The following is a 22,692-nucleotide window of genomic DNA, read 5'->3' on the forward strand; positions in this document are numbered from 1 at the left end:
TCCCCATGCCCCTGCGCCCGGCTGCCCCACAGCACCTTCCACACCGCCCGCACCCTGCGCGCGGCGCTGCCGCGCGCGCGCTTGCAGCGCTGGGCGCGGCCCTGGCGCTGTGGGGGGGGGCGCAGCCCGCGCATGCCGATCTCTGGGCCTTCGTGGACGAGCGCGGCATCACGCACTTCGCCGCGCAGGCGCTGGACGAGCGCTACAAGCTCTACTTCCGCGGCTCGCTGTATGACAGCACCGAGCAGGGACTCAAGCCCCCGCTGGTGGAGGCCGAGGCCGCTGCCGACGATGACGGCGGCAGCGATGCCGGGCGCAGGCTGCAGGCGAGCACGCGGATGCAAAGCTTCTTCGACATCTCGCCGCGCTACAAGAGCGTGCGCGGCCACCTGCGCAAGGCGGCGGACCACACGGGGGTGGACTACGACCTGCTCAAGGCCGTGATTGCCGTCGAGTCGGGCTTTGACGCGCAGGCCATCTCGCCCAAGGGCGCAGTCGGCCTGATGCAGCTGATGCCCGCCACGGCCCAGCGCTTCGGCGTGGAGGCCAGCCGCCAGCGCAGCGTGCAGCAGCAACTGGCCGACCCGGCCGTCAACGTGCCGGCCGGCGCGCGCTACCTCAACCATCTGATGGGGCTGTTCCCCGGGCGGCTGGACTTGGTGCTGGCCGCCTACAACGCGGGCGAGGGTGCCGTGCGGCGTGCGGGGCAGGCCATTCCTCCCTATCAGGAAACCCGCAATTACGTGAAGGCCGTGCTCGGTATCTACGAGCAGCTGCAGGGCGGGCGCCAGCGTGCGGGCCAGGCAGCGCCTGCGGTGGCGGCACAGCCTGGCACAGCGCCCCGGATACGGATGACCTTGTCCACAGGGCTGCCCTCGCCGCGATGAGCGGCCTTCACTGCATTTATTGAGATCACGAATTTCTTCATGAGCGATCAAAACACTCTGGATCTGGCCCAACAGGCGGCCGGCGATGCCCTGGACCTGGGCCAGTACGCACAGCGCGCCTACCTTGAATACGCACTGTCTGTCGTCAAGGGCCGGGCACTGCCCGATGTCACCGACGGCCTCAAGCCCGTGCAGCGGCGCATTCTGTACGCCATGGACCGCATGGGCCTGAGCTACAGCGGCCCCAACCACAACACGGCGGCCAAGCCGGTCAAAAGCGCGCGCGTGGTCGGCGATGTGCTGGGGCGCTTTCACCCGCACGGCGACCAGTCGGCCTACGACGCGCTGGTGCGCATGGCCCAGGACTTCAACCAGCGCTATCCGCTGGTCGATGGCCAGGGCAATTTCGGCAGCCGCGACGGCGACGGCGCAGCGGCCATGCGCTACACCGAGGCGCGCCTGTCCAAGATCACGGGCCTGCTGCTCGACGAGATCGACATGGGCACGGTGGACTTCGTGCCCAACTACGACGGCAGCACGCAGGAGCCGCAGCAGCTGCCCGCGCGCCTGCCGTTCGCCCTGCTCAACGGCGCCAGCGGCATTGCCGTGGGCCTGGCCACGGAAATCCCCAGCCACAACCTGCGCGAGGTGGCCGACGCCTGCGTGGCCCTGATCAAGCGGCCGCAGCTCAGCGACGAGGAACTGTTCCAGATCATCCCCGGCCCCGACTATCCGGGCGGCGGGCAGATCATCAGCAGCGCCTCCGACATCCAGGATGCCTACCGCACGGGGCGCGGCAGCCTCAAGCTGCGCGCGCGCTGGAAGATCGAGGAGCTGGCGCGCGGCCAGTGGCAGATGGTGGTGACCGAGCTGCCGCCCGGCGTCTCGGCGCAGAAGGTGCTCGAAGAGATCGAGGACATCACCAATCCCAAGGTCAAGACCGGCAAGAAGGCGCTGAGCCAGGAACAGACCCAGCTCAAGGCCAGCATGCTAGCCGTGCTCGACGGCGTGCGCGACGAGTCCAGCAAGGATGCGCCCGTGCGCCTGGTCTTCGAGCCCAAGACCGGCAAGGTGCCGCAGCAGGAGCTGGTCACGGCGCTGCTGGCGCACACCAGCCTGGAGTCGTCCAGCTCCATCAACCTGACCATGATCGGCCTCGATGGCCGGCCGGTGCAGAAAAGCCTGCGCCTGATGCTCGAGGAATGGATCGCCTTCCGCCAGACCACGGTCACGCGGCGCAGCCAGCACCGGCTGGCCAAGGTGCTGGACCGCATCCACATCCTCGAAGGCCGTCAGGCCGTGCTGCTGAACATCGACAAGGTCATCGCCATCATCCGGGCCAGCGACGAGCCCAGGCAGGCGCTGATCGATGCCTTTGCGCTGTCCGAGCGCCAGGCCGACGACATTCTGGAAATCCGCCTGCGCCAGCTGGCGCGGCTGGAGGCCATCAAGATCGAGCAGGAACTCAAGGAACTGCGCGTCGAGCAGGGCAAGCTCGAAGACATCCTGGGCAGTGATAGCGTCATGCGCCGCCTGATCTGCAAGGAGATCGAGGCCGACGCCAAGCAGTTCGCCGATGCGCGCCGCACGCTGATCCAGGAAGAAAAGAAGGTGGTCGCCGAAGTCAAGGTGGTCGATGAGCCCGTGACGGTCATCATCTCGGACAAGGGCTGGGTGCGCACGCGCCAGGGCCATGGCGTCGATGCGGGCACGCTCAGCTTCAAGGCCGGCGACAGCCTGCACGGCACCTTCGAGTGCCGCACGGTGGACCAGCTGCTGGCCTTCGGCAGCAATGGCCGGGTCTATTCGGTGCCGGTGTCGCAGCTGCCCGGCGGGCGCGGCGATGGCCAGCCCGTGACCACGCTCATCGAGCTGGAGGCCGGCACCCAGATCCTGTACTACTTCGCGGGAGCCGAAGGAACGGCGCTGCTGCTGTCGGGGTCGGGCGGCTACGGCTTCGTGGCCATGGTGGGCGACATGGTCTCGCGCCAGAAGGCGGGCAAGGCCTTCGTGACGCTGGCCGACGGCGAGACGCTGTGCGCCCCGTCCACGGCCTACGGCGTGCCCATGGGCGCACGCGCCGAGCCGCAGGAAGGCGAGCAGGGCGCGGGCCTGCTGCTGCCGGCCACGCATGTGATCTGCGCCTCCACGGGCGGCCGCATCCTCACCTTCGAGATCGCCAGCCTCAAGCACATGGCCAAGGGCGGTCGCGGGCTGATGCTGCTCGACCTGGAGGACAAGGACACCCTGGCGGGCGCTGCCGCCTACACGCGCAGCATCCGCATCGATGGCCTGGGCCGCGGCGGCAAGGAGCGCAGCGAGACGCTGGAGATCCGTAGTCTCAACAATGCCCGTGGCACGCGCGGCCGCAAGGGCAAGTCGGCCGACCTGGGCTTCAAGCCGCAAAGCGTGACGCGCGTGGAGTAAAGAGCGCATCTGCCCCTGCAATGCCTTCCGCGAAAGGGGCGGATCAGGGGTTTTCTCTGGGTTTTTCCGACCTCCGGGCCCTGCTGCAGGCCTCAACATGGAGTCTTCCAACATGAGGGAGACTGGATATGCTGCGACTTCGCATGGCACACAAGCTGTGGCTTGCCGTGGCCGCCATCGTGGTGGCGCTGGTGGGCGTGGTCGGCTTGTCGGGTTATCGCTCGGCCCAGGTCCAGGCCCGGTCCGAGGCCGTCACCCAGGAGATGCAGGCGCGGGTCCAGGCCGCCGTGCGCTGGATGGGGCTGACCGAAACCAATGCGGCCCGCACCCAGGCCCTGGTGGTCAGCAGTGATGCTGCCGTCGAGGCCGAGTTCAAGGACGTGATCAGCGCCACCTCGGCGCGGATCACCGAGGTGCAGAAATCACTGGAAGCCATGCCCCTGTCCGACGCAGACAAGGCGCAGATGGCCAGGATTGCGGCAGCCCGCAAGACCATGATCGAACTGCGTGCCCAGGCACGCCAGCTCAAGGCCGATGGCCGGCAGGAGCAGGCGTTGGCCCTGGTCAAGCAGTCCTACAAACCTGCCGTGGATGCCTATCTGCAGTCGCTGCGCGACTTCGTGCAGATGCAGGAGCAGGTGGTGCGCAGCAGCCAGGAAGAGACGGCAGCCTCGCGCAGGCTCACCGTGGGTTTTGCCGCTGCGGCCGTGGGCGTGCTGCTGCTGTGCATCGTCATCGGCGCCCATTTCCTGATTGCCAGCATCCGCCGTCCCCTGGCCCAGGCCAGGGAACTGGCCGAACGCATTGCCGCAGGCGACCTGAGTGCAGCGGCGCAGGGACAGACACAGCGCGCTGACGAATTCGGCGACCTGCTGCGCTCGCTGCAGGCCATGAGCGAATCGCTGTCGGGCATGGTGCAGCAGGTGCGCCAGAGCACGGACAGCATTGCCATCGCCAGTGCCGAGATTGCCACCGGCAACCACGACCTGTCCGTGCGCACCGAGCAGACCTCCAGCAACCTGCAGGAGACCGCGGCCGCCATGGAGCAGTTCACCAGCACGCTGCAGCAAAGCGCCAGCAGTGCGCAGCAGGCCAGCAGCCTGGCGGCGGGCGCGTCACAGGTGGCCCAGCGCGGCGGTGAGGTCGTGGCCCGGGTGGTCGAGACCATGAAGGGCATCAACGACAGCAGCAGGCAGATTGCCGACATCGTCGGCGTCATCGACTCCATTGCCTTCCAGACCAATATCCTGGCGCTGAACGCCGCCGTGGAGGCGGCCCGCGCCGGCGAGCAGGGCCGGGGCTTTGCCGTGGTGGCCAGCGAGGTGCGCACGCTGGCCCAGCGCAGCGCGGCGGCTGCCAAGGAGATACGCCAGCTCATCGGCGCTTCGGTGGAACGGGTGGAGGACGGCGCCCGCCTGGTGGGCGATGCCGGCACCACCATGGAGGGCATCGTGCAGTCCGTGCAGCGCGTGGCCGACACCATCGGCGAGATCACGGCGGCCTCTTCGGAGCAAAGCGCGGGCGTGGCCCAGGTCAATCAGGCCGTGGGACAGCTGGACCAGATGACGCAGCAGAACGCGGCCCTGGTCGAGCAAAGCGCGGCCGCGGCGCAAAGCCTGCGTGAGCAGGCCGAGCAGCTGTCGCGGACGGTGGCGGTGTTCAAGGTGGCGCACCTGGCGCCCTCGCCGACGACGCTCGCAAGGCAGGCTGCGCCGGCGGTGCGCACTGCGCACAGCGCGGCCGCAGCGCCAAGGCGGCCGGCAGCAGCCGTGGCGCCTGCGGCTGTCGGGCCGGTTGCCGCGCGGCCTGCCGCAGCAAGGGAGGCGGCGCCCAAGCTGGCCTCGGCGCCCCGGCCCGCCGCACCGGCAGCCGAGGATGGCCAATGGGAGAGTTTCTAGCCGCCTGCGAGCACGGCGGCGCCGTGCGGCAGCATGCCGATCAGGCCAGTTCGGCGATCAGCTCGATTTCCACGCAGGAGCCCAGCGGGATCTGGGCCACGCCGAAGGCGCTGCGCGCATGCGTGCCGGCATCGCCGAAGACCTGGCCCAGCAGCTCGCTGCAGCCATTGGCCACCAGGTGCTGCTCGGTGTAGTCGCCCGTGGAGTTGACCAGGCACATCAGCTTGACGATGCGGCGCACGCGGCCCAGGTCGCCGCCGGCGGCGTGCTGGAGCGTGCCCATCAGGTCGATGGCGATGGCGCGCGCGGCCTGCTGGCCGTCGGCAGTCTGCAGATCACGGCCCAGCTGGCCTGCCCAGACCTTGCCGTCCTTGCGTGCGATATGTCCGCTCAGGAACACCAGATTGCCCGTCTGCACATAGGGCACGTAGGCTGCCGCCGGGATGGCAGGCGACGGCAGTTCGATGTTCAGGGCCTTCAGTTGTTCGTAAACGCTCATCGTTGATTCCTTCGAGACAAGAAAAATCCGGCGCCAGTGCCGGGGTGGCGGACAGTGTGACACAGCCCCCGTGCACCCTGGCATGTCAGGGGCTGGGCATGCGCCAGTCTGATTCTTGTCCGAATCTGGGTCGGAGCACGGTGGCTTCGAGGCACCTGCTTCTAGCATGCCTGGATGCGCGCTGTGGTCCCTGCACCCACTCCTTCATCGTCTTCGTGGACGCCGTGGCTGCTCGGCTGCGTGGTCGGTGCCGCCTGGCAGGTCACGCAGCCCCAGCTGTGGCCGCTGTGGATGTATCTGCTGATGATGGGCCTGGCCTTGCTGGCCTTGCTGTATCTGTCAGGACAGGTCCGGCGGGCCCGGGCCGGCGGCCGCCGCGGCGCGGTCAGCGGCCTGTGGGTCGCCGCTTGCGCAGCCTCGCTGGTGGCCGGCCTGACAGGCTGGCGTGCCCAGGACTTTGCGGGCCACGCGCTGTCGCCGCAGCTGGAAGGGCGTGACCTGCGCATCGTCGGCGTCGTGGCATCGCTGTCCCAGAACATGGCCCAGGGCGTGCGCTGGCGCATGGCCGTGGAGCAGGCGCAGATCGCGGGCAGCGAAGAGGCCCTGGCGCCGTTTCCCGGGTTGATCGAGCTGTCCTGGTTCGCAGCCCGGGGCCGGGCGTCCAAGGGCGCCGCAGCGTCGCTGCCCGTCCTGCGCCCGGGCCAGCGCTGGGACCTGACCGTGCGGCTCAAGCGCCCGCATGGCGCGCGCAATCCCCACGGTTTCGACTATGAGCTGTGGCAGTGGGAGCAGGGCGTGCAGGCCACGGGCTATGTGCGCGAACAGCCAGCGGCGAGCCTGCTGGCCGACACCGGCGCCTACGCCCTGCAGCGCTGGCGCCAGCAGATGCGCGAGGCCATCGTGAACCGGGCAGCCGCACTCGCGCAAGCCATGCAGCGCGTAGGCATGGACCCCGCGCAGTCGCCGCGCATGCTGGGCGTGGTGGCCGCCCTGGCCATGGGCGATCAGCAGGCCATTGCGCGTGACGATTGGACGCTGTTCCGCCATACCGGCGTGGCCCATTTGATGAGTATTTCCGGACTGCATATCACCCTGTTCGCATGGCTGGCTGCGCTGGTCGTGGGGCGACTGTGGCGTTGCAGTGCCCGGGCCTGCCTGTGGTGCCCGGCGCCGCAGGCGGCCCTGCTGGCTGGCGTGCTGCTGGCGGGCGGCTATGCCCTGTTCAGCGGCTGGGGTCTGCCGGCGCAGCGCACGGTGTGCATGCTGGCAACGGTGGCCGCGTTGCGCGTCACAGGGCTGCGCTGGCCCTGGCCCGCAGTGTGGTGCCTGGCGCTGGCCGTGGTTGTCGTGCTCGATCCCTGGGCCCTGTGGCAGGCGGGCTTCTGGCTGAGTTTTGTCGCCGTGGGCGTGCTGCTGGCGACCGATGCACGCATGCAGGGCGCGGTGCGGCCGTCGCTGCCCGCCCGTGCCCTGGCGTTGTGGGGTGAGCAGTGGCGCATCACTCTGGCGCTGGCGCCGCTGGGGCTGATGCTGTTTGGCCAGCTGTCGCTGTCGGGGCTGCTGGCCAATCTGGCCGCGATTCCCTGGGTGACTTTCGTGGTCACGCCACTGGCCTTGCTGGGGGCCTTGTGGCCCCCGTTCTGGACGGGCGCGGCGCTGGCGCTGGCGCCGCTGCTGGAACTGCTGCAGTGGCTGGACCGGTGGGGCTGGGCCGTGTTGCAGCTGCCGCAGCCGCCGCTGTGGGCGGGGCTGGCTGCGCTGGGTGCAGGCCTGGCGCTGGTGGCTCCGGTGCCGGCCGGATGGCGTTGCTGGGGCCTGGCCATGTGCCTGCCGGCCCTGTGGTGGCCGCCGGCCGCACCGGCACATGGCGAGTTCGATTTGATGGCCGTGGACATAGGCCAGGGCAATGCCGTGCTGCTGCGCACGGCCCGGCACGCCCTGCTGTATGACACGGGTCCGCAGTACGGCATGGATAGCAATGCCGGCGAACGGGTGCTGGTGCCGCTGCTGCAGGCCCTGGGGCTGCGCCTGGATGCGCTGTGGCTCAGCCACCGCGACGGCGACCATACGGGCGGTGCCTTGGCCGTGCATGCCGCGCAGCCGCAGGCCGAGGTCTGGGGATCGGACTCCGTGATCCTGGACCCCGCTCTGGCCGGCCTGGGCGCCGTGCGCCGATGTGAGGCCGGCCAGCAGTGGGAGTGGGATGGCGTGCAGATGCAGGTGCTGCATCCACCCGCGGGCGAACCGCTGCCGGCCGCGCAGGCCCTGGCCCACGCCAATGCGGGCAGCTGCGTGCTGCTGCTGCGTTCGGCATCCGGGGTGCAGGCCTTGCTGGCCGGCGATATCGAGGCTGCACAGGAAAGGGCGCTGGCGCAGGCCGGCGCCCTCACGCCCGTGCAGTGGCTGCTGGTGCCGCACCACGGCAGCCGCACCTCATCGAGCACTGCTCTGGTGCAGGCCCTGGCACCGCGCTGGGCCATGGTTCAGGCGGGATACCGCAGCCGTTATGGACACCCGGTCCCCGAGGTGGTGCGGCGCTATGAGGCCAACGGCTCCAGCGTGGTGCAGTCGGCCCGCTGCGGCGCAGCGCATTGGCGCTCTGCCGATCCCGCACAGCTGGTCTGCGAGCGGGAGCGGGCGCGCCGTTACTGGGACATGCATGTCACGCACGTCAGGCACATCACGCAGAGGCAGGGCGGATAGGGCGGGTGCCGATGGCCGCGCAGTCGGCATATGCTGGATACCGCTTGTCCGGATTGAGGTTACCTATCGCTACACTGGTGCGATACGAGGGCTGGCCCGCAGCTTGCTTTACCTCGTACACATGCAGCGACAGGAGGTGACGAATGCATCCATTTGACGAGATGTACACGATGACGCCGTTCGACGGCAGCGATGTGCGCCTGCACTACAAGGACTATGCGCAATGGCTTGCGCGCCAGTCCGAACAGACGCTGCGAGCGCGCAGCGCCGAGGCCGAGATCATCTTCCGGCGCGTAGGCATCACGTTCGCCGTCTACGGCGACAAGGATGAAAGTGGCGCCGGCACCGAGCGCCTCATTCCCTTCGACCTGATTCCGCGCGTCATCCCGTCCCATGAATGGGAGCGCATGCAGGCAGGCCTAGTGCAGCGCGTGACGGCGCTCAACCGCTTTCTGCACGACGTCTACCACGACCAGGAAATCCTGCGCGCGGGCCTGCTGCCGCGCGAGCTGGTGCTGAACAACAGCCAGTACCGCCCCGAGATGCGGGGCCTTGCCGTGCAGGGCGGCATCTACGCCCACATCGCCGGCATCGACATCGTGCGTGCCGCCAATGCCCAGGGCGAGGGCGTGTACTACGTGCTGGAGGACAACCTGCGCGTGCCTTCGGGCGTGTCTTACATGCTGGAGAACCGCCGCATGATGATGCGGCTGTTCCCCGACCTGTTCTCCCGTCATCCCGTGGAGCCCGTGGCCCACTATCCCGACATGCTGCTGGAGACGCTGCGCGCCAGCGCTCCGGCCGGCACGCCCGAGCCCACGGTGGTGGTGCTCACGCCCGGCATGTACAACAGCGCCTACTTCGAGCACGCCTTCCTGGCCCAGCAGATGGGCGTGGAGCTGGTCGAGGGCCAGGACCTGGTGGTGGACAAGGACGTGGTCTACATGCGCACCACGCGCGGCCTGCAGCGCGTGGACGTGATCTACCGGCGCGTGGACGATGATTTTCTGGACCCCGAAGTCTTCCGTCCCACCTCCACGCTGGGCTGCCCCGGCCTCATGCGCGCCTACCGCGCGGGCAACGTCAGCATCTGCAATGCGGCGGGCACGGGGGTGGCCGACGACAAATCGGTCTATCCCTATGTGCCGGAGATGATCCGCTTCTACCTGGGCGAGGAACCCATTCTGCAGAACGTGCCGACCTGGCTGTGCCGCAAGCCCGACGACCTGCGCTACGTGCTCGACCACCTGGATGAGCTGGTGGTCAAGGAAGTCCATGGCGCCGGTGGCTACGGCATGCTGATCGGGCCTGCCGCCTCGCGCGGCGAGATAGAGGATTTCCGCCGCGCGCTCATCGCCAATCCCGGCGGCTACATCGCGCAGCCCACGCTGGCGCTGTCCACCTGCCCCACCCTGGTGGAGCAGGGCATCGCTCCAAGGCATATCGACCTGCGTCCCTTCGTGCTCAGCGGCAATCAGGTACGCATGGTGGCCGGCGGCCTCACGCGCGTGGCGCTCAAGGAAGGCTCGCTGGTGGTCAATTCATCACAGGGCGGCGGCACCAAGGACACCTGGGTGCTCGGGGCCGGTGAGTCAAACGAGGGAGGACATTGAATGCTCAGCCGTACTGCCGATCATCTGTACTGGATGTCCCGCTACACGGAGCGTGCGGAGAACACTGCCCGCATGCTCAACGTCTCCTATGACACTTCCATGCTGCCCCAGGCGCCTCAGGCGGCGCGCAAGGCCTGGCAGGGCGTGCTGTCCATCAGCGAGCTGATCCCCGCCTATGCCTCCCGCCACGGCGAGGTGCAGCGAGAGGCCGTGCTGCACTTCATGGTGCGCGACGAGAGCAACTCATCGTCCATCGCCTCCTGCCTGCGCGCTGCGCGGGAGAATGCGCGTGCCGTGCGCGGGGCGCTGACCACCGAGGCCTGGGAGACCCAGAACCAGACCTGGCTGGAACTCAAGCGCCTGCTGGCCGAGGGGGACTGGGAGCGCGATCCGGGCCAGTTCTTCGAATGGGTCAAGCACCGCTCGCACCTGTCGCGCGGCGTGACACTGGGCACCATGCTGCAGGACGAGGCCTTCCACTTCCTGCGCCTGGGCACCTTCATCGAGCGCGCCGACAACACGGCGCGCCTGCTGGACGTGAAATTCCACGCCATCGAGCGCGACTACCATGGCAGCGCGCGCAACGGAGCGTCGGGCAAAGGGGCCACGCCCTTCGACTTCTACCACTGGAGCGCGCTGCTGCGCAGCGTCTCGGCCTTCGAGGTCTACCGTAAGGTCTACCGCGACGTGATCACGCCCGAGCGCGTGGCCGAGCTGCTGATGCTGCGCAGCGACATGCCGCGCTCGCTGCTGGCCAGCATGCTGGAAGTGGTGGCCAACCTGGAAAGCGTGGCCAACGACCAGTCGCGCGAGACCCAGCGCAAGGCGGGCCGCCTGCTGGCTGACCTGCGCTATGCGCGCATCGACGAAATCCTGGCCACGGGCCTGCACGCCTATCTCACGCAGTTCCTGGATCGCGTGCACGACCTGGGTCAGGGCATCAGCCGCGACTTCCTGGTGCCTGCCTGAGCCGCCGTCGCCCAATGAACAAAGCCGCCCTCGGGCGGCTTTGTTCATTGGGGCAGGGCCATTCAGTCCTGCGCGCTGTCCAGCTCCAGCACAACGCCTTCGGCATCGCCGATGGGCACCACGTCGCAGTTGTCGCCAGGGCCTCCCCGGTCCACCACGATGAAGCGCGCGGGCGCGTTCAGGGCAATCAGCGAGTGGTGCCAGACGCCGCGGCGGTAGTTCACGCCCTGGCGTCCGTTGGTGATGAAGGCGCGCAGGTCGCCGGGCGCCACCTGCTCGCCCAGGGGCGCAACCACCACGATGAAGGGCTGGGCGTCCAGCGGCATGAAGGCCTGGCTGCCCAGGGGATGGCGCTCCATGCTCGTCAGCTGCAGGGGCAGCGCATAGGGGCGGGCGTGGAACAGGTTGATCAGCGCGTGGCCCTCGCTGCCGCCCGTGTCCACGCGGGCCAGGGCATGGTAGCGCTCGGTCATGCCGTCATTGATCAGCAGCGGCGTGTGGCCTGCACTGTCGATGACCTCGCCAAACTCGGCAAAGGCTTCGGCGGTCAGCGGTTGGGCGCGCAGGCGAAGGCGGGCGGGGCGGGTTTCTGACAAGGTACTCACGAAGTATTGCCTCTTGTTTTCATACTGGTATTACCAGTTTGCTGTTGCCTGGGGATTTTGTCAAATCTGAGTGACGCCAGCCTATGCCCTGCGCGTCATTTGCGGTGGTTCGGGTAAATGCGAGTGTGCATTGGCCGGCGGGAAGGGCAACATTCGCTTCGTATTTTCAGACCGGTAATACCAGTTGATCGCAACCCTTCAACCAAGGACTTCCTGATGTCATCACTTCCCGCATCCGCCGAGGCCGCAGGCGCGGCCCCGGCGCTGTCCAGCGAAACGCCGGCCGAGGCAGCCGTCTACCGCAAGGTGGCCTGGCGCCTGCTTCCCTTCATCATGGCCTGCTACGTGGCGGCCTATCTGGACCGGGTGAACGTGGGCTTTGCCAAGCTGCACATGCTGGCCGACCTGCAGTTCAGCGAGGCCATGTACGGCCTGGGCGCGGGGCTGTTCTTCATCGGCTATTTCTTCTTCGAGGTGCCCAGCAACATGCTGATGCACCGCATAGGAGCCAAGGCCACCATCTCGCGGATCATGATCATGTGGAGCCTGATCTCGGCGGCCATGATGTTCGTGACCACGCCCACGCAGTTCTACGTGCTGCGCTTCCTGCTGGGCGCGGCCGAGGCCGGTTTCTACCCCGGCATGATCCTGTACATGACCTACTGGTTTCCCTCGTACCGGCGCGCCCGCATGGTGGCGCTGTTCATGTGCGCGATCCCGGTCTCGGGCATCCTGGGCGGACCGCTGTCGGGCGGCATCATGGACCTGATGCAGGGCGTGGCGGGGCTGCGCGGCTGGCAATGGCTGTTCCTGATCGAGGCCATTCCCTCGCTGATCCTGGGCCTGGCCGTGCTCTGGTACCTGGACAACAGCATCCGCGCAGCGCGCTGGCTGACCGAGGCGGAAAAGACCCTGCTGGAGCGCAACATCGCTCGCGAGAACGCCAGCAAGAGCGACAGCCACGTCACGCTGCGCGCACTGTTTTCCGACCCGCGCATCATCAAGATGGCCATGATCTGCTTTTGCACCGTCATGGGCCAGTACGGGCTCACGTTCTGGCTGCCCAGCCTGATCCGCCAGTCGGGCGTGGAGGGTGCCTTCCAGATCGGCCTGCTGACGGCCGTGCCGTTTTCGGTGGCCGTGGTGTCCATGAACCTGGTCAGCCGCAGCTCGGACCGCATGCGCGAGCGCCGCTGGCACCTGATCGTTCCGTTCTGCGTGGGCGCGGCGGGCCTGATGCTGTCGGCCACCTTCAGCGGCAACGTCTACGTGTCGCTGGCCGCCCTGGCGCTGGCCGCGGGCGGCAGCCTGGCAACCTCGCCACTGTTCTGGAGCCTGCCCACGGCCATCCTGTCCAGCGCAGGCGCTGCGGCCGGCATTGCGCTGATCAACTCCTTCGCCAACCTGGCCGGCTTCATCAGCCCCTACATGATCGGCCTCATCAAGGATGCGACGCAGAGCACCAATGCGGCCATGTTCGTGCTGGCCGGCGTGCTGCTGTTCGGGGCCTTCCTGACCTATACCGTGCCCGCCAAACTGGTCAACAAGTAGCGCCGGACAGGGCGCGTGAACCGGCGGGCGAGGCGCGCAGTCGCTAAGATCGGCGCACCGCCCCCGGGCCAGAGATCCGCCAACGCATGGAACCCAGCACCGCCATCAGCACACCCGCCGGCAACCCTGCCAGCACCGCCGTTGCCGGCAATGCCGCCCGCGTGATCCGCGAGTGGATCGAGGGCGGCGTGTATCCGGTGGGCTCGCTCCTGCCTTCGCAGCGCGACCTGTCGGAGCAGTTGGGCATCAGCCGCACCTCGCTGCGCGAGGCGCTGTCCACGCTGCAGGGGCTGGGCCTGGTCGTGGCCCGGCCTGGCAAGGGCATGTACGTGACCGAGGCGCCCGAGGCTGCGGCCGCAGACGCCTGGCGCTTTGCCGACTCGCATGCGCTCACCGATGTCTATCAGCTGCGCTACGCGCTGGAGGGCTTTGTGGCGCGCCTGGCGGCCCTGGTGGTGCAGCCTGAGGATGTGCAGGCCCTGCAGGCCAATCTGCAGGCCATGCAGCAGAGCATAGAGCGGGCCGATTTCGTGCAGGCCACGCGACTGGATTTCGAGTTCCACCTGCAGATCGCCACCATCTCGGGCAACCATGCCATCGCCGACGTGCTGCGCGGCAGCGGCGAGGTCATGCAGGAAAGCCAGCGCCTGCCGTTCTACAAGCGGGGCGCACGGCATGCGACCACCGAGGAGCATGCGGCCATCATCGATGCCCTGTCCCGCGGCCATCCCGAGCTGGCCCAGCAGGCCATGGCCACCCACATCGTGCAGGCGGCCCAGCGCGCGGGCGTGCACTTTCCCACCGGCCTGTAGGCACGCCAGCCCGTGCCTGATCGGCCGGGTTTTTGGCCTTACCATCATCGGCGCAGCGCATTTTTTCCCTATCCACAGACCGCCCGGATGCCGATCCATGACAAGCCAAGGAAATGAACTCTGCATACTGGCAGACGCCCTAGAGGCGCAGCGCGAAGGACTCTTGCAGACATGGCGCAAGGCCGTCAGGCGGGACCCGGCGCTGACCGCTGGTGAGGCGCTTCCCCGAACCCAGCTGAACGATCACATCCCGGCCGTGCTGGCCGCGTTCGAGCAGCAACTGCGGACCCTGGGTGGTGCACCGGCAGACACCGCCGAGCCGCCGGGCGATGGCGAGCAGGCCGCCGCCCACGGCCTGCACCGCTGGCAGCAGGGCTATGACCTGCATGAAGTCGTGCGCGAGCTGGGGCTGCTCAACGAAGTCATGGTGGCGCAGCTGGAGGACTATGCCCAGGGGCGCCCTGATGCGCACGTCGCCATGCCCGTTGCGCGCAAGGCCTGGGCCGCCACCTATACCCGCGACGTTCAGGACAGCAGCACCCAGTATTTCCGCCTGCAGCAGCAGGAGGCCGAGGGCCATGTCCGGGACCTGGAAGCGGCGCTGCATGACCTGAGCGCGCTGGACCTGCAGCGCTCGCAACTGTGGGAGCAGGTTGCGCATGACCTGCGCAGCAACGTCGGCGTGGTGGCCAATGTGACGCATGGCCTGGGCATGCAGCATGCGCCGGCGCAGTCGCGCGAGAAACTCCTGCGCATGCTGGACCGCAACGTCCAGTCGCTGCGACATCTGCTGGATGACGTGACGGAGCTGGCCAAGCTGCATGCCGGGCGCGAGCATCGCCAGCTGACCTCCTTTGACGCAGCCCAGGTGATCACCCATCTGTGCGAGGGACTGCAGGCCCTGGCCAACGATCGCGGCCTGTACCTGCACCTGCAGGGGCCGGGGACGATGCCGGTGGAGGGGGATGCCTTGAAACTGCGTCGCATCGCGCAGAACCTGGTGCTCAACGCGCTCAAGTACACCCAGGAGGGCGGCGTCACGGTGAAGTGGGCCCTTGGTGATGGGGAGGACCAGCGCCGCTGGATGCTCTCCATCGGGGATACGGGCCCCGGCATGGAGCCGGCGGCGCCCCTGGTTGCCGCCCTCAAGCACGCCACGGACCTGGACCCTTCGGGCCATCTGACGTCGGCGGCCTCCGCAGAGGTCCGCGCCGGGGGCGAGCCACGGCCCGGCGTCGCGGCGGCCCGCTACCGCAGCGGCGCAGGCGAGGGGATAGGCCTGTCCATCGTCAAGCGGCTGGCGGAATTGCTGGACGCCACTATCGAGGTGCAGTCGGCCGCGCAGACCGGCACGACCTTTCTGCTTCTGTTTCCGCTGCGATACGCCGACGAGTGACCGATAGCTGGGCCATGAGATGAAAAAACGGGCACACAGGCCCGTCGTTTCGCGTGCGGGGCGCGGCCTGTGCCGCCGCCCCTGAGTCCGGTGCTCAGGACTCTTCGTCCATCTGCGACTGCAGATAGTTCTGGATGCCGACCTTGTCGATCAGGTCCAGCTGGGTTTCGAGGTAGTCGATGTGCTCCTCGGTATCGTCCAGGATCTTTTGCAGCAGGTCGCGCGAGACATAGTCGCGCACGCTTTCGCAGTGGGCGATGCCGTCCTTGATGGTCTGCTGCGCGGTTTTCTCGCTGCTCAGGTCGCAAGCCAGGGCTTCGGGCACGTCCTCGCCGACTTGCAGCTTGCCCAGGTCTTGCAGGTTGGGCAGGCCGTCGAGCACGAAGATGCGGTCCATGAGCCAGTCGGCGTGCTTCATCTCGCCGATGGACTCCTTGTATTCCTTCTTGGCCAGCTTGTCGAAGCCCCAGTGCTTGTACATGCGGTAGTGCAGGAAGTACTGGTTGATGGCCGTCAGCTCGTTCTTGAGCTGGGCTTGCAGCCAGGTGATGACTTGTGCGTCGCCTTGCATGGGGAACTCCTTTGTTGTACGTGGGGGACCGCGCCGATCGCCGGCCGCTATAGGGGTGGATTGTCTAGGGTTTCTGCGTCAGATCAAGCAAACCCCTGTTATCGCGCATTGGCTGCTTATGAGGCGCGTTCTCGTTTGCGGGCCGGCTGCCGACGCGGCTGCGGGGTTGCTGCATTGCCTTGTCATATTTCGGCCCAAAATAGCCTCTTCAGGCCGGTGGCGGGCTGGTCAAGCCCGCAGGCCTGGAGACCAAGGATGTTCACATAGTTTTTGGCAATCGGATGAATTCAATCAATTCATTGGATCAATCGATTGCCTGGGCCTAGACTTCGTCCTGTGTTCACTCACCAACCACAAAGGAAACAGCAATGTCCGTGATCAACACCCAAATCAAGCCCTTCAAGACGCAGGCCTTCAAGAATGGCAAGTTCATCGAAGTGACCGAAAAGGACGTCCTGGGCAAGTGGGCCGTGTTCTTCTTCTACCCCGCTGACTTCACCTTCGTGTGCCCCACCGAACTGGGCGACGTGGCCGACCACTACGACGAACTGCAAAAGCTGGGCGTGGAAGTCTTCTCCGTGTCCACCGACACCCACTTCGTGCACAAGGCATGGCACGACACGTCTGACACCATCCGCAAGATCAAGTACACGATGCTGGGCGACCCCACCTGGGAAATCAGCAACAACTTCGAAGTCCTGCGTCCCGGCCAGGGCCTGGCTGACCGCGGCACCTTCATCGTCGATCCCGATGGCGTGATCCAGGCCGTGGAAATCACCGCCGAAGGCATTGGCCGCAACGCCGTCGATCTGCTGCGCAAGGTCAAGGCTGCCCAGTATGTCCGCAACCACCCCGGTGAAGTCTGCCCCGCCAAGTGGGAAGAAGGCGACAAGACCCTGGCTCCTTCGCTCGACCTGGTCGGCAAGATCTAAGCGGTACACCGCTTCCTGTTCACAGTTGAACTGTTGAAGACGCCCGGGTGCCTGGCGCCCGGGCTTTTTTTTCCGAAAATTCGTATTTCCCTAGGAGTCCGACATGCTTGACAACAACCTGAAAGCCCAATTGCAGGCCTACCTGGAGCGCCTGCAGCGTCCGGTGGAGCTGGTGGCTTCGCTGGATGACAGCCAGGGTGCGCGCGAGCTGAAGGAACTGCTGCTGGAAATCCGCGAGCTGAGCGACAAGATCACCGTCGTCGAGCACAACGACGCCGAGGTGCGCAAGCCCTCGTTCCTGATCACCAATCCCGGCGTGGACAGCGGCGTGCGTTTCGCAGGCGTCCCCCTGGGCCATGAATTCACCTCGCTGGTGCTGGCCCTGCTGCAGGTCGGCGGCCATCCGTCCAAGGAATCGGCCGAGTTGCTGGAGCAGGTGCGCAACATCGACGTGCCGCTGCACTTCGAGACCTACTACTCGCTGTCCTGCCACAACTGCCCGGACGTGGTGCAGGCGCTGAACCTGATGTCCGTGCTCAATCCCAAGATCAGCCACACCGCCATCGACGGCGGGCTGTTCCAGAAGGAAGTCGAGCAGCGCGAAGTCATGGGCGTGCCCACCGTCTTTGTGAACGGCGAGCGCTTCGGCCAGGGCCGCATGGAGCTGGCCGAGATCGTCGCCAAGGTCGATACCGGCGCCGCTTCGCGTGAAGCGGCCAAGATTTCCGCCAAGGATGCCTTCGACGTGCTGATCGTCGGCGGCGGCCCGGCCGGCGCGGCCGCTGCCATCTATGCGGCACGCAAGGGCATCCGCACCGGCATTGCCGCCGAGCGCTTCGGTGGCCAGGTGCTGGACACCGTGGACATCGAGAACTTCATCTCGGTCTCCAAGACCGAAGGCCCGCAACTGGCCGCCGCCATGGAGCGCCATGTGCGCGACTACGAGGTGGACATCATGAACCTGCAGACGGCCTCCAAACTGATTCCGGCTGCCACGGAAGGCGGGCTGATCGAGGTGCAGACTGCCTCGGGCGCCAGCCTCAAGGCCAAGACCGTCATCCTCTCGACCGGCGCGCGCTGGCGCAACATGAACGTGCCGGGCGAGGACAAGTACCGCACCAAGGGCGTGACCTACTGCCCGCACTGCGACGGACCGCTGTTCAAGGGCAAGAATGTGGCCGTCATCGGCGGCGGCAACTCGGGCGTGGAAGCGGCCATCGACCTGGCCGGCATCGTGCGCAGCGTGACGCTGCTGGAGTTCGCCAGCGAGCTCAAGGCCGATGCCGTGCTGCAAAAGAAGCTCAAGAGCCTGCCCAATGTGACCGTCATCCTCAACGCCCAGACCACCGAGGTCAACGGCGACGGCAAGAAGGTCACCGGCCTGACCTACAAGGACCGCACGACGGAAGAGGTCAAGACCGTGGCGCTGGAAGGCATCTTCGTGCAGATCGGCCTGCTGCCCAACACCGACTGGCTCAAGGGCACGGTGGAGCTGACCCGCTTCGGCGAGATCGTGATCGATGCCAAGGGCCACACCAGCGTGCCCGGCGTGTTCGCCGCAGGCGACTGCACCAACGTGCCGTACAAGCAGATCATCATCGCTGCCGGTGCCGGCTCCACGGCTGCGCTGTCGGCCTTCGACCACCTGATCCGCCACTGAGCTGAACAGGCGTGAGAAAGGGCCCGGATGCCTCGGCATCCGGGCCTTTTTTCATTCCGGCGCTGTCAGGCGCGTGCCTTGCCGGCGCAGGTGGCACACAGATGGCTGTCCAGCAGCCCGGTGTGCCAGCAGGGATTGCTCCAGGGCCTGTGCGCCAGATCAAATCAATGAATGAGAACTATTCGCATATAATTTTTCTTCATCCAGCCAGCACATGACGCGCCAACGGCTGGCGGGCCGCCCGCCAGCTGCTGCAAGCAGAAGCCAGCTCTCGCACATCCATGTTGATCAGAGAGAGAGGGCTTCGCAATGGCTTACGACTTCGCAATGCAATCAAGCGCCCGGCGGGCGCGCCATCCCCTGGCCGCCGCCTGCGCGCTGCTGTGCGCCTCCGCTGCCCTGGCCCAGGGGCCGGGGCAGGCCGCCGCAGACGCGGCAAATGCCGCAAACGCCGGAGATGCCGACACGCAATTGCTGGCGCAGGCCGCGTCCGGGGCACGGACCCGTGCCCCGGCCCTCAAGGAGATGGTGATCAGCGCCTCGCGCGAGGTGCAGGACCCTGACACCCTGCCCATGAGCATCGACGTGATCGACGCCGGCCGCATGGAGCGCGAACAGGCCAGCGACATCCGCGAGATGGTCAACCTGCTGCCCAATGTCGATGTGCCGCGCGCCCCGGCCCGCTTCTCGCTGGCGGCCTCGTCGGCCGGGCGTGACCAGAACAGCGGCTTCAACATCCGTGGCCTGGACGGCAACCGCGTGCTCATGCTGGTCGATGGCGTGCGCCTGCCGCGCAGCTACAGCTTCAGCGCCAACAGCTTCGGCCGCGACTACCTGGACCTGGGCCTGGTGCAGCGCGTGGAAATCCTGCGCGGCTCCACGCCCGCGCTGTATGGATCGGACGGCATGGGCGGCCTGGTCAACTTCGTGACCGTGCAGCCGGATGATCTGCTGGGCAGGGACAAGCGCATCGCCGGCCGCGTGGCTGCCGGCTATGACGGCTCGGACAACGGCCGCAAGCTGGGCGCCACCGTGGCGGGCCGAGCCAGCCCCGAATGGGCATGGCTGCTGTCGGCGGGCCTGGGCCGCTCCCGTGCGCTGGAGAACATGGGCACGAACAACGTGACGGGGGCGGCGCGCACCACGCCCAATCCCGAGAAAGACCGCAGCGAATCGCTGATGGGCCGCCTGGTCTTCACGCCCAGCGCCGTGCAAAAGCATGTCTTCACCTTCGAGAACGTGGACAAGCGCGCCGACTACGCCCTGCTGTCCGCGCGCTCGGCCACCGTGGCCAATTCCGACTCGCGCACCGACATGAAGCGCTGGCGGGCCAGCTGGCAGGGCCAGTGGCAGCAGCTGGGCACGGCGCTGGCCGACGAACTGCAGCTGATGGCCAGCTACCAGAAGTCCGACGCGCGCGAATTCGTCACCGAGACGCGCATCGGCCTGCCGTACCGCGAGCGCGACGTGACCTATGACGAGGACGCGATCCAGCTGCACGCCCAGGCCAGCCGCCTGCTGCGCTGGAGTTCCTCGGCCAGCGGCAAGTTCACGTACGGGCTGGACTACCTCCGCAACAAGGTGGTCAACGTGCAAAACGGCATCACGCCGCCCGTGGGCGAGAGCTTCCCGCTCAAGCGCTTCCCCGACACCACCGAAAGCGCCACCGCCCTGTTCGCCCAGGCCGAACTGCACAACGGCCCCTGGAGCGTGACCCCGGGCCTGCGCGCCGAGCACTACAGCATCAAGCCCCGGCAGAACGGCTTTGTGCCCACCGTGGTCAGCAACTCGGACTCCGCGCTCTCGCCCAAGCTGGGCGTGATGCTGCAGGCCAGCCCGGTCTGGTCCGTCTATGGCAACTATGCGGCAGGTTTCCGGGCGCCCAACGCCGGGCAGATCAACGCCTTCTTCGAGAACCCGGTGGCGTTCTACCGCAACATTCCGAATCCCGACCTGCGGCCCGAAAAGAGCCAGACATTCGAGCTGGGCCTGCGCGGGCGCATGGACAGGCTGCGCCTGGACGCCGCCGTGTTCAGGGGACGCTACAAGGACTTCATCGTCGACCAGCAACTGGTTGCAGGCCAGCCCGGCAACGCGGCCAACCCCGCCATCTACCAGTCCATCAACGTGGGCCGCGCCCGCATCAGCGGCTTCGAACTCAAGGCCGACTACGACTGGGGCCGCTGGGCCGGCGGCGACTGGCAGACGCGCCTGGCCTACGGCTACACCGACGGCAAGGACACCCAGACCGACAAGCCGCTGGACACCATCTCGCCCCAGCAACTGGTGCTGGGCATGCGCTACGAGCGCTCTGTCGTGGGCGTGCAGTTCAACGTCTCGCACTGGAGCGGCAAGAAGGCCGGCGACGTGTCCAACGGCAGCACAGCCTGGCTCAGCCCCTCGGCCACGGTGCTGGACCTGAGCGCGCAATGGCGCATCCGTCCCGACCTGCGCCTGAACGCCGGCATCTACAACCTGACCGACAAGAAGTACTGGCGCTGGTCCGATGTGCGCGGCCTGCTGGCCACCACGGCGATTGCCGACGCCTACAGCCAGCCGGGGCGCCATGCGCGCGTCTCGCTGATCAAGGATTTCTGAAGCCCGGCGCCTGAAGGCCAGGCGCCGCGACCCGTGTCCCAACGATGTTTTGCAACGCAAGGAGAGCCCCATGCACCGTACCGAGAGTGAAAGCCTTGCCCGTGACGAGGAATACCTGCTGGCCGAAGGCGAGGCCCAACTGGCCGCCACGCTGGCGCTGATGACCGGCTTCGGCCACGGTTGCTGCGAGGCCCACCGGCCCGCCATTGCCGGCAAGGTGGCCGATCAACTGCAGGGCCTGTCCGGCGACAGCAGCTTTTCGCCGGACATGCGGGCCTTGCTGCAACGCTTGCAGCGGCGCTGGCAGGCGGTCTCCGAGGCCAGCGCCGCGCAGCGCGCACCCCGGGCCGAGGCGGCGGCCGAGACCCGCCATCCCTCCGTTGCCCACGCGCTCTGGCATGCCCCTTTGGAGACCCTGCAATGATCACCACCGCCGCCGCAGCCTGCGATGACCTGCTGATTCCCGTCAATGCGCCCGACGTGCGCCAGCGCTTTGCCCAGGCACGCCAGAGCGGCCTGCGTGCCAAGGAGGCCGCCGAATCCATGGGCCTGCCCGAAGGCGCCGCCATCGGCGCCCACGCGGGCCTGCATGACGGCGGCCTGCAGGTCGTGCCGCTGCGCGCGCAGTGGCTGCAGGTGCTGCGCGCGCTGCAGGACTGCGGCACCGTGATGGCGCTCACGCGCAATGAGTCCACGGTGCATGAGAAGACGGGCGTGTACCAGAAGCTCTCGGCCAGCGGCGGCGTGGGATTGGCGCTGGGCCGCGAGATCGACCTGCGCCTGTTCTTTGCCCAATGGCATGCCGGCTATGCCGTGACCGAGCAGCCCGCCCAGGCTGGAAGGCCGGCCACGCACAGCCTGCAGTTCTTCAATGCCCACGGCCGCGCCGTGCACAAGGTCCATGCGCGCGAGTCCACCGACATGGCAGCGTGGGATGCGCTGGTACGGCGCTTTGCCGAGCCCAGCGCGGGCTACCTGTTTCGCCATGCCAGGCCCAGAGCGCTGCCGCAGTCCGACAAGGTCATCGACGTGCACGGCCTGAGCGCCGCCTGGGATGCCCTTCAGGACACGCATGAATTCTTCGACCTGCTGCGCCGGTTCGGCGTGGAGCGCCAGCAAGCCTTCCGCCTGGTCCCCGGCCATTGCGCGCGGCTGGCACCCGAGTCCGTGGCCCAGTTGCTGGGCGATGCGGCGGTGGACGGGCTGCCCATCATGGTCTTCGTGGACAGCGGCGGCTGCATCCAGATCCATACCGGCCGCGTGCACAATATCCAGCCCATGGGCACGCCCGGCGGCGCGCAATGGATCAATGTGCTGGACCCGGGCTTCAACCTGCATCTGCGCTGCGACATGATCGCCAGCGTCTGGGCCGTGCAAAAGCCCACGGCCGATGGCGTGGTCACCTCGGTCGAGGCCTTCGACGCGCAGGGCGATCTGATGGCCATGTTCTTTGGCGAGCGCAAACCGGGCCTGGCCGAACTGCCGGGATGGCGCGAGCTGGTGGCGGGCTTGCCGCGCTTGGCAGTGCAGACCCTGGCCTGAGCGGCCCAGGCCCTGGAAAGAGCCGGCCG

Annotated in this window: 17 protein-coding genes; 14 read left to right on the forward strand and 3 right to left on the reverse strand. The window is 67.4% G+C overall.

The genetic code is table 11. From position 1 onward, the window contains the following. Positions 1-5: 5 nt before the first annotated feature. The 3 genes from GRX31_RS05305 (at position 6) to GRX31_RS05315 (ending at position 5,212) form a co-directional block, all read left to right on the forward strand. On the forward strand, positions 6-887 hold the full coding sequence (locus tag GRX31_RS05305; RefSeq protein ID WP_160851779.1) for a lytic transglycosylase domain-containing protein: 882 nt from the start codon (positions 6-8) through the stop codon (positions 885-887). Between the two features lie 39 nt (positions 888-926). Beyond that, positions 927-3,314, forward strand: coding sequence for a DNA topoisomerase IV subunit A (gene parC / locus GRX31_RS05310; protein ID WP_016451257.1), 2,388 nt, complete (start codon positions 927-929; stop codon positions 3,312-3,314). A gap of 128 nt (positions 3,315-3,442) precedes the next feature. Next, positions 3,443-5,212, forward strand: coding sequence for a methyl-accepting chemotaxis protein (locus GRX31_RS05315; RefSeq protein ID WP_160851781.1), 1,770 nt, complete (start codon positions 3,443-3,445; stop codon positions 5,210-5,212). A 40-nt stretch (positions 5,213-5,252) separates the two neighbouring features. Here GRX31_RS05315 and GRX31_RS05320 read toward each other — a convergent pair whose 3' ends face one another. Further along, positions 5,253-5,711, reverse strand: coding sequence for a RidA family protein (locus GRX31_RS05320; protein WP_012206880.1), 459 nt, complete (start codon positions 5,709-5,711; stop codon positions 5,253-5,255). A 174-nt stretch (positions 5,712-5,885) separates the two neighbouring features. Here GRX31_RS05320 and GRX31_RS05325 point away from each other — a divergent pair, with 174 nt between their 5' ends. The 3 genes from GRX31_RS05325 to GRX31_RS05335 all read left to right on the forward strand — a co-directional run bounded on the left by GRX31_RS05325 (position 5,886) and on the right by GRX31_RS05335 (position 10,996). Continuing rightward, entirely contained in the window at positions 5,886-8,414 is a 2,529-nt protein-coding gene (locus GRX31_RS05325; RefSeq protein WP_160851783.1) for a DNA internalization-related competence protein ComEC/Rec2, read from the forward strand. Between the two features lie 143 nt (positions 8,415-8,557). Continuing rightward, a complete protein-coding gene (locus tag GRX31_RS05330; RefSeq protein WP_016447617.1) occupies positions 8,558-10,027 on the forward strand; it encodes a circularly permuted type 2 ATP-grasp protein in 1,470 nt (489 codons plus the stop codon). After that, positions 10,028-10,996, forward strand: a complete 969-nt coding sequence (locus tag GRX31_RS05335) for an alpha-E domain-containing protein (RefSeq protein WP_016447616.1) — start codon at positions 10,028-10,030, stop codon at positions 10,994-10,996. It begins immediately after the preceding gene. Between the two features lie 62 nt (positions 10,997-11,058). Here the strand turns inward: GRX31_RS05335 and GRX31_RS05340 are convergent, their stop codons facing one another. Continuing rightward, a complete protein-coding gene (locus GRX31_RS05340) occupies positions 11,059-11,601 on the reverse strand; it encodes an ureidoglycolate lyase (protein ID WP_160851785.1) in 543 nt (180 codons plus the stop codon). Between the two features lie 216 nt (positions 11,602-11,817). Between GRX31_RS05340 and GRX31_RS05345 the strand changes: the two genes are divergently transcribed. From GRX31_RS05345 to GRX31_RS05355, 3 genes are all read left to right on the forward strand, one after another. After that, a complete protein-coding gene (locus GRX31_RS05345) occupies positions 11,818-13,152 on the forward strand; it encodes an MFS transporter (RefSeq protein ID WP_160851786.1) in 1,335 nt (444 codons plus the stop codon). A gap of 86 nt (positions 13,153-13,238) precedes the next feature. Beyond that, entirely contained in the window at positions 13,239-13,964 is a 726-nt protein-coding gene (locus GRX31_RS05350) for a FadR/GntR family transcriptional regulator (protein WP_016447613.1), read from the forward strand. Positions 13,965-14,061: 97 nt separating this feature from the next. Continuing rightward, entirely contained in the window at positions 14,062-15,360 is a 1,299-nt protein-coding gene (locus GRX31_RS05355; RefSeq protein WP_016447612.1) for a sensor histidine kinase, read from the forward strand. Between the two features lie 94 nt (positions 15,361-15,454). Here the strand turns inward: GRX31_RS05355 and bfr are convergent, their stop codons facing one another. After that, the gene (gene bfr / locus GRX31_RS05360) at positions 15,455-15,931 is read right to left on the reverse strand and encodes a bacterioferritin (RefSeq protein WP_016447611.1); all 477 of its coding nucleotides are present in this window, start codon (positions 15,929-15,931) and stop codon (positions 15,455-15,457) included. Between the two features lie 368 nt (positions 15,932-16,299). Between bfr and ahpC the strand changes: the two genes are divergently transcribed. From ahpC to GRX31_RS05385, 5 genes are all read left to right on the forward strand, one after another. Then, the gene (gene ahpC, locus GRX31_RS05365) at positions 16,300-16,863 is read left to right on the forward strand and encodes an alkyl hydroperoxide reductase subunit C (RefSeq protein ID WP_012206871.1); all 564 of its coding nucleotides are present in this window, start codon (positions 16,300-16,302) and stop codon (positions 16,861-16,863) included. Positions 16,864-16,966: 103 nt separating this feature from the next. Continuing rightward, a complete protein-coding gene (ahpF, locus tag GRX31_RS05370) occupies positions 16,967-18,523 on the forward strand; it encodes an alkyl hydroperoxide reductase subunit F (protein WP_160851788.1) in 1,557 nt (518 codons plus the stop codon). A gap of 309 nt (positions 18,524-18,832) precedes the next feature. Further along, positions 18,833-21,121, forward strand: coding sequence for a TonB-dependent hemoglobin/transferrin/lactoferrin family receptor (locus GRX31_RS05375; RefSeq protein ID WP_160851790.1), 2,289 nt, complete (start codon positions 18,833-18,835; stop codon positions 21,119-21,121). Positions 21,122-21,191: 70 nt separating this feature from the next. Next, positions 21,192-21,545 carry a hypothetical protein gene (locus tag GRX31_RS05380; RefSeq protein ID WP_016447606.1) on the forward strand — a complete coding sequence of 118 codons (354 nt, stop codon included), beginning with the start codon at positions 21,192-21,194 and terminating at the stop codon, positions 21,543-21,545. Beyond that, positions 21,542-22,663 carry a hemin-degrading factor gene (locus GRX31_RS05385; protein ID WP_160851792.1) on the forward strand — a complete coding sequence of 374 codons (1,122 nt, stop codon included), beginning with the start codon at positions 21,542-21,544 and terminating at the stop codon, positions 22,661-22,663. Before GRX31_RS05380 ends, GRX31_RS05385 begins: the two co-directional genes overlap by 4 nt. The last annotated feature ends 29 nt before the right edge of the window (positions 22,664-22,692 follow it).

Source organism: Delftia sp. CH05 (assembly GCF_009827015.1).
Taxonomy (GTDB): domain Bacteria; phylum Pseudomonadota; class Gammaproteobacteria; order Burkholderiales; family Burkholderiaceae_C; genus Comamonas; species Comamonas tsuruhatensis.